Annotated in this window: 6 protein-coding genes; 1 reads left to right on the top strand and 5 read right to left on the bottom strand. The window is 43.3% G+C overall.

Annotated features, from left to right (window positions below; translation table 11 throughout):
- Positions 1-148 precede the first annotated feature (148 nt).
- The 4 genes from F6J94_RS27160 to F6J94_RS27175 all read right to left on the bottom strand — a co-directional run bounded on the left by F6J94_RS27160 (position 149) and on the right by F6J94_RS27175 (position 5,429).
- Positions 149-946 carry a DUF928 domain-containing protein gene (locus tag F6J94_RS27160; protein ID WP_293045992.1) on the bottom strand — a complete coding sequence of 266 codons (798 nt, stop codon included), beginning with the start codon at positions 944-946 and terminating at the stop codon, positions 149-151.
- Between the two features lie 504 nt (positions 947-1,450).
- Positions 1,451-3,811 carry a CHASE2 domain-containing protein gene (locus F6J94_RS27165; RefSeq protein WP_293045995.1) on the bottom strand — a complete coding sequence of 787 codons (2,361 nt, stop codon included), beginning with the start codon at positions 3,809-3,811 and terminating at the stop codon, positions 1,451-1,453.
- 75 nt (positions 3,812-3,886) lie between these two features.
- Positions 3,887-4,009 (bottom strand): hypothetical protein, encoded by a 123-nt coding sequence (locus F6J94_RS27170; protein ID WP_293030003.1) that lies wholly within the window; start codon positions 4,007-4,009, stop codon positions 3,887-3,889.
- A gap of 340 nt (positions 4,010-4,349) precedes the next feature.
- On the bottom strand, positions 4,350-5,429 hold the full coding sequence (locus F6J94_RS27175; RefSeq protein WP_293045997.1) for a DUF1822 family protein: 1,080 nt from the start codon (positions 5,427-5,429) through the stop codon (positions 4,350-4,352).
- A gap of 116 nt (positions 5,430-5,545) precedes the next feature.
- On the opposite strand from F6J94_RS27175, the gene F6J94_RS27180 reads away from it, so the two are divergent.
- The gene (locus F6J94_RS27180; RefSeq protein WP_293046000.1) at positions 5,546-5,752 is read left to right on the top strand and encodes a hypothetical protein; all 207 of its coding nucleotides are present in this window, start codon (positions 5,546-5,548) and stop codon (positions 5,750-5,752) included.
- Positions 5,753-6,519: 767 nt separating this feature from the next.
- Here the strand turns inward: F6J94_RS27180 and F6J94_RS27185 are convergent.
- Entirely contained in the window at positions 6,520-6,999 is a 480-nt protein-coding gene (locus F6J94_RS27185; RefSeq protein ID WP_293046003.1) for a DUF1822 family protein, read from the bottom strand.
- Positions 7,000-7,155 lie beyond the last annotated feature (156 nt).

A 7,155-nucleotide genomic window follows, 5' to 3' on the forward strand; every position in this document is an offset into this window, starting at 1 on the left:
CTTAATTCTTAATTCTTAATTCTTAATTCTTAATTCTTAATTCTTAATTCTTAATTCTTAATTCTTAATTCTTAATTCTTAATTCTTAATTCTTAATTCTTAATTCTTAATTCTTAATTCTTAATTCTAAAACGAGCACGGCTATAATTTACTGAAGGTTACCCAAAAGGTTTGTTTTAGATATCGTTTCTCCGAAACTTTGATCACTCAATAGCTTAATCCAAGCAGTTTCAAGATTCATATTTTGTGGATCTTGCAGCCGTAATTCAGCTAGCTCAGTTAGGGTGTCATACCAGATGTGATGCTTGCCATAAGCTGCAATTCTCTCTAGAGGAGTTTTCGCCCCATTTAACTCCCTTTCTAGGTCTGGAGACTGGGCAACTCGGCGAACTAGTCCTGTGACAGACGCTGGAGTTGGTAATTCATTGGATAATTCCGTAGAAGGGCAATTGATCTCTAGATTCCAGCGATAGGTTTGACCAACTTCCAAGGGATTTTCTGTCTTAGGAAGCGTAATACTAACAATGCCTGGCTGGTCTGGTAGCTTAACAGATTCTCGGTAAATATCGTTTTCCCCATCCTCATCCTGCAAGGAAAATTCTCCCGACGGTGCATCCTCTGAGGTGTAAGGTATATATATCCAAAAGGTTGGATAATCACTTACGCTTAAATCCAAATTATAACCACCTACTAAAGGAGTCAGTAGTGGAAGCTCCGGCTTGTATAGGCAATCACCACGGGTTCCAGTACCGTGGGGAGCAGAAGGAGTCCCATTGTCTGGGGGTTTGGGATTGGGTTGGATAAAGTAAATTGGTACTTGTGGTACTTGCCCAAGACTGATGGATTGATCAGCCTCTACTCGGGAGACCAAGAAACAGCTGATCCAGCCAACAAAGACTAAATTAGAGGCAAATAGGTATTTAAGCCGAAATAATTTAGTTAACATGATAACTCAAAATTCAGATCAACATCGACAGATGTTTCCCTGATACATCGAATTGATGGATTCAGATTAACACCCCTGTATATCACCACTATTTCCAGATAAAATCAGGTTAATTGTTGTGATTCTTAATTAGGAATTAGCCATGAAAATTAGGGTTAAAAACCCCCTTTTTTTTCAGTATGTGCAGAAAAAATTTTTGATGATAATTAGCCCAGTTTATTATAGCATCAACCACTCTAATAAGTTGGGTGCATCTCATATTTGTAAAAAAGTTGCGTAGGGTGTGTTAGGGGGGCCTCATTTTCCGCTCAAGCGCCAGGGTTTAGACAGCCCGCCCCGTAACGCACCACCTTGTCAAACAACAAAAATGAGATGCACCCAATAAGTCGCGGCTAAAGGGGGGTTATCAAAAGTAATTTGGTATCATTATTCATTGGTCATTTGTAACTAGCAAGAGACTTAATGTAGATCACAAAAGACTAATTACTAATTACGAGTCAATTACTATGATCTCTTCTCTAAACGACAGTAAACGACCACACCAGTAGCCACCAATGCTATAGTAGCGGAAATTAATGGCACCCAACCACCTGTTACTATAAGCCAAACCCAGCAACTTCCATATAAAACAACCACAGCAGTGCCAGTACCCAACAGGACGGAACGCAGCACGTTAAAGTTTCCAGCAACCATACCCCCCACCAGAGCCCAGCACCAAATCCACAGAGCTTCACCAGGCTTAGACCACCACCAAATCAACGGTCGGTTATCCAGCACTGCACTGAGAATGTGACTGATCATCTGCGCCTGAATTTCTATCCCAGTCATGGTCTCAACAGACCACTGACCACCACTGTAGGGTGTGCGCCAAAAAATATCATTAAAACTGGGCGCAATGGTACCGATGAGGACAATGCGATTCCTGACTAAGTCGGCATTGAAGTCATCCCTGAGAACCTCTGCAAGGGAAACTTTCTGAGCAATTTGACCGGAAGCTCGATAATTCAGTAATATTTGGTGACCACGGGAATTTAGATTGTGATATCCACCAGAATCTTTTTCTAGGGTCTTAAAAACTGTAGTGCCAAGCTTTAAGTAATTTTCTGTCACCTCCAACTCGATTCCTTCATCAGCCAGATAACGTCTTGCCAACTGGACATTAAATGAGTAGTAGCTTTGACAAGTAGATAGTGACCCTACAGCCAACAGATGGCGACGGATAATGCGATCGGGGTCAAGTAAAACATTATTAAAGCCTTGGCGAACATCTGGCACTTCTGGAGGTGGGGGAACTCCGGGGTCACCATAATGGCAGATGGCATAAAAGTGATCACTAGTTTTCATGCGAGTCGCTAAATCCTGGTATTCCTCTCCCACAGGATTCTCCCGATAAATATCTAAACCAATGACTCTCGGTTGATACTGCTCCAGCTTTGCCAGTAGTTGTGCCAAGGAACGATCGGATAAGGAGGCGGCTCCTCTTTCGTGATCAGGTTGGGACTGCACATCCTCTTCAGTGATTGTGACTAATAACAGTCGCTGATCTGGTCCTTCATGGGGTCGCAGCCGCATCAACTGGTCAAACCCTTGCAGTTCCCAGGGCTGCAATAGGCCAAGCGATCGCACTCCCATTACCAAGCTAGTGACCACTATGCTAGATAGCAGCACTCTCTGGACACTACGCCACTTGCCTTTAGAAGAGACCGATGGTGTTTGTGATGGTGTTTGTGATGGTGTTTCCGATGGTATTTCTGATGGTATTTCTGATGGTATTTCTGACTCTTGGTACAAATCTTCCCAAGCTGGTGGTTCTTGTGCTAGATTCTGGTAAATTACTGGTAACCAACTGGCGCAGGGAAACTGACGCTCCAACCCCTGCAATCGCTCCCGTGCTTCCCGCGTTGCCAGATATAAAGACTTACCATTAGCAAACCCGTTCAAAAAATACTTCAAAAAGTTTTGAGCGACCTGATCTGGCACTAACTCCCGCATTACAATCATTTGGGGAATTTGTAAATCATGGAGTTTCCGTGCCAATCCCAACCCATCACAAGAATTAAAAATTGCCAGTTTTAAGCCCTGGGCCACAGCTTTTTTGAGGGCATACCACAGTTCATCAATGGTTAAGCTATCAGTAGGATTAATATAAATTCGACCCGTTTCCCCCTCTGTCTCACTATGTCCTGCGAAAAAGATAATATCCCAAGGTTGCTCCCATAACTGGTCATTAATTTCGTGATGTTTGGGCTTCACTAAAAAGACGGTTTCTGCATGAGATAAATTCTCCAGCAGTTGTCGATCTGCCTTAATATTAATACCAGCACTATGACCTAAAATTGCTAAAATTTTAACTTTAGATTTCCCGGTAGGTGCAGAGCCTTCGGGTCGCTTAAACTGTTTTCCACTCAGAGCAAATTCAGCCTTGGGGTAACGCTCAAAAAAATCCCACAGATGCCAAGGCAGCTTTTGTAACTGGGTATTTTCCGTGCGAATCAGCACCCGAATGGTTTCCTCTGGGTTTAACTCTTCCCGTAATCGCTTATCAATGGGACGAAACTGTTCAGAATCCAGCCATCGTTTTAGTCTATTACCTAACTCATGGGCTGAATCCCCACATTCCTTGAGCTTTTGGTTAATGGAACCACCATAGATAATTTTTCCGGGCTGGATTCTCGCGGGTGAACCTAGGCTCCGATATTTTTCGCGCCAATGGTCTTGTAAGTAAGTAGTGAGTTCTGAATCTGCAGGCAAGTAACCTGTCATTTCCAGCGTTGGGCGTGACCCTTCTTCACCAATTTCTAAGCGTACCTGAAACCCCTGCTGCTGGGAATCATCATCTAGACTCAGGACAACTAACTTTCCCATTTTTGGTAATTATTTATTAGGTATTAAGTATTAGTAATCGAGTAAGTATTGAGCTATCAGCTATCAGCTATCAGATTATGCGCCCCAGCGTCGTTCGCACAGCGTGGCCAAACGCGCCCCGCGTGGCCTAAAGGCCAAGGCCAAAGCCTGTGCCACGCTACTTGAGGTGCTATCACCCATCATGGGCGTAGCGTGCATGGCTCAAAGGCCTTTGGCCTTGGCTGACTGCTGACTGCTGACTGCTGAATGCTTACGTAATCGATAAAAATATTCCCCATTACCCCTTACTTCTGATTAAGAAATTTTATGCAATAGCGATGGATTTATAGACGATGCTTTCCCTGAGTCAGTTTCTCACTAAAAAACTAGCCCTACTTACTCGGGCTTTCCTATAATAATACCAAATCCCCTTTATTACCCCTACTTCCTATAAGCCAAAATCTAGACAACTGCTATAGTAATATTATATCTAATTAATAATCGGATTAATACAAGGCTGGGTTTACGAAGCATACCGGTAGCGCAATCGCCGCTAACTTTAGATTAAAAAATTTTCCGTAATACTGACATCATTCAAAACTAACTTAATGCTAAAACGTTCTCTCGGTTCACCACTTACTTGCAACTTAATATTTTCCGTCTCTCTAGCTTGGGTTTGAATCACCGCAATTCCCTCGTGATCCAGCACCATAATCTGTAGATTCTTGGGAAGACGGTCTCTATCACCACCAGGATAAAGTTCAATGAATATATTCATTTTCGGTGAGTCCGTTGGATGTAGCTCTACAAATAAAGCCACCTTCTCACCACCCCAGGCGATTTCCGAACCGAGTAGTTTACCTCGTTTTACTCCCACGGTAGTATGCAATCCTTTACTAGGTTGGTCAAAGGGGAAACTTCTCAAATCCAGCCAAGGCTCCGGTGCTGGCTGTAAGATAGTTTCCACAGTCTTCCAATCTGCATCAAAACTATTGTCTAACCACTGGCTTAATCGCACTACTGCTGTCTGGCTTTGTGGTTGCTGTTGTTGGCTAGAGTCTGTTTCCATAGTGTTGGAGGGTGAAGCATCGGGACAGAAGACCTTGGGTTTGAGAGCATGACTATGGCTCGACTGCTTTGCCCCTGCCTGGGATTTAGGACATTGCCGATACTCTCTAATGTGTGGCGGTAACTCTTTCAGGGTTCGCAATTGGTTGAGGGGTAATTCTTCTGTTACCACTGTATCAATAAATCCTAGCAGAGTTGCCTCCTCCAATGCTTGATCAAGCTCCACCGCCACATAACCAATTCGTTCCTGCCAGACTGCTGCTGGAACTTTGACACACTTAGCCTCAGGTAAAACAAGTCTACACTCCAACTTACCATGATTTTTAACCGTCAGATCCGCAACATCCATCAGGGTTTGCATCACTGGGTTCCAACTGTCGCTTTCCTCTAAGTTTGTCTCAAATCCCATACACCGCAAGTAAAAGTTAACTGCATACACTGCCAGAGTATTGAAATAAACCTGTTTCGCTTTAGTCAGATTAGCTTGGTGTTGTTGAAATTCCTTTGCTCTGGGATGTGCTGCTAAAGCTAGCGGAACTCTAAAGGTTAACGGTTTAACAAAACTCGCCAAGATGTCCACTCTCTGTCAGAAATAAATTGTGGGCTATACCTATCAATATTCCGCTCTAGATCATGGGTTATATCAAGTCTGGTTGAATACCCATAATTAAGGAAAGGGTGGGAGGTGTGGGGAGATGGGGAGATGGGGAGGTGGGGAGATGGGGAGGTGGGGAGATTTTTATTAAGGGTAATTATCCTGACATGATATTAGCTGTTTCTGCACTGTCTCCAAAATATCTGGATAAATACCAGATAGAGGTTGACCAAAGGATGGGCGGCAAATTTTACGCGATCGCGAAGCGGCGACCTAGGAGCATCGCAAAATTTGCTTAACCAGTTTTCCTAAAGCTTGCTGCCGCTCTTGAGTATCCCGTGGGTACCTTTGCACTTGGCATACCAGGTGCCTAATTTGGTCTTCCATGGCTATCAATTAGAAACACTGACCTGGTTACTTATAGCAGAAGTCAGAAGTCAGAAGTCAGAAGTCAGAAGTCAAACTCTTGCGCTTACTTAGGTTTGAGACTTTTGTCATGTCCGCGCCTGCCCTGGCGACTGCTATATCTAGCTGAGCTCACATTTTTATGGGTTAATTTACAAAACTTTATTTTTTGCCAGAATCCTAGGGTGGGCAGTGCCTACTAACGCGATTAGCTGACTTGCTGATTAAGGTTAGTGCGGCTGGCAATAGTGGAGAGTTTTCCCCTGCTAATTCTGCTAGTTATGCCATGGAATAGGGTTTCTCAGTAGGAGCCATAGAAAGCGATCGCACAATTGCTAACTTCTCCCATGGCGGTGGTGATGACAGCAACATGCACGACCTTGTTGCACCAGGGGTTGACATCTTTTCGACTGTCCACTACCGTTATAGGTTATCTTCTGAACCTTTAACCTACCCTACTCCAACCCCAAGGGCGAACAACTAAACAACCTTGGTCAAAAGGCCACGCTACGCGAACAACCAAACAACCTACCCTTCGGGAACGCCTTTGGCGAACAACATTTTTGAATTAAGAATGTAGAATTAAGAATGTAGAATTCTCAATTCTCAATTCTCAATTCTCAATTCTCAATTCTCAATTCTACATTCTGACAGACAACCTTCAACATGCAATCTCTCGACTATCGGTTGATTTTATGGGTAAATTCTGAAGGTATCCTGGAAAATATGCCATCGGCTGCAACTGACTTAACGGTAATTTATTAGTTGCGACATTTTCCACAAATCCCAGCAGTTTTGCTTCTGTCAAGGAGTCATTCAGTTGCACTGCTATATAACCAATTCTATCTTGCCAAACCTCTTCTGGGACGTAAACAAACTCGGCATCTGGTGAGACTGGTTTACATTCGAGCTTGCCGTAATTTTTAATCACTAAATCAGCCACATCTAGGAATGTCTGCATGATTGAATTGTGGCTATCACTAGACTCTAAGTCAGTTTCAAATCCTAGACCCTGTAAGTACTGATTCACTGCATACACTGCCAAGGTATTGAGATAAACCTGTTCGGCTTTTTCCAGATTAGATTGCTGTTGGCAAAGCTTTTCTGCTAGGTGATGGGCTGCTTCTGCTAGTGTGACCATAACTAGTGTGATGATAATTTGACAGGCTGGTGTGACTGAGCAATGCCTCTAGTTTAGCCTTACCAATAAATTATCCACTATAATAGGTATCATCCTATAGGTAGAGGAATAATTCCCTTTAACCCCTACAGGTGATCTAAGTTTATGTATTGAGCA

The sequence above is a fragment of the Moorena sp. SIO1F2 genome, assembly GCF_010672755.1.
Lineage (GTDB): Bacteria > Cyanobacteriota > Cyanobacteriia > Cyanobacteriales > Coleofasciculaceae > Moorena.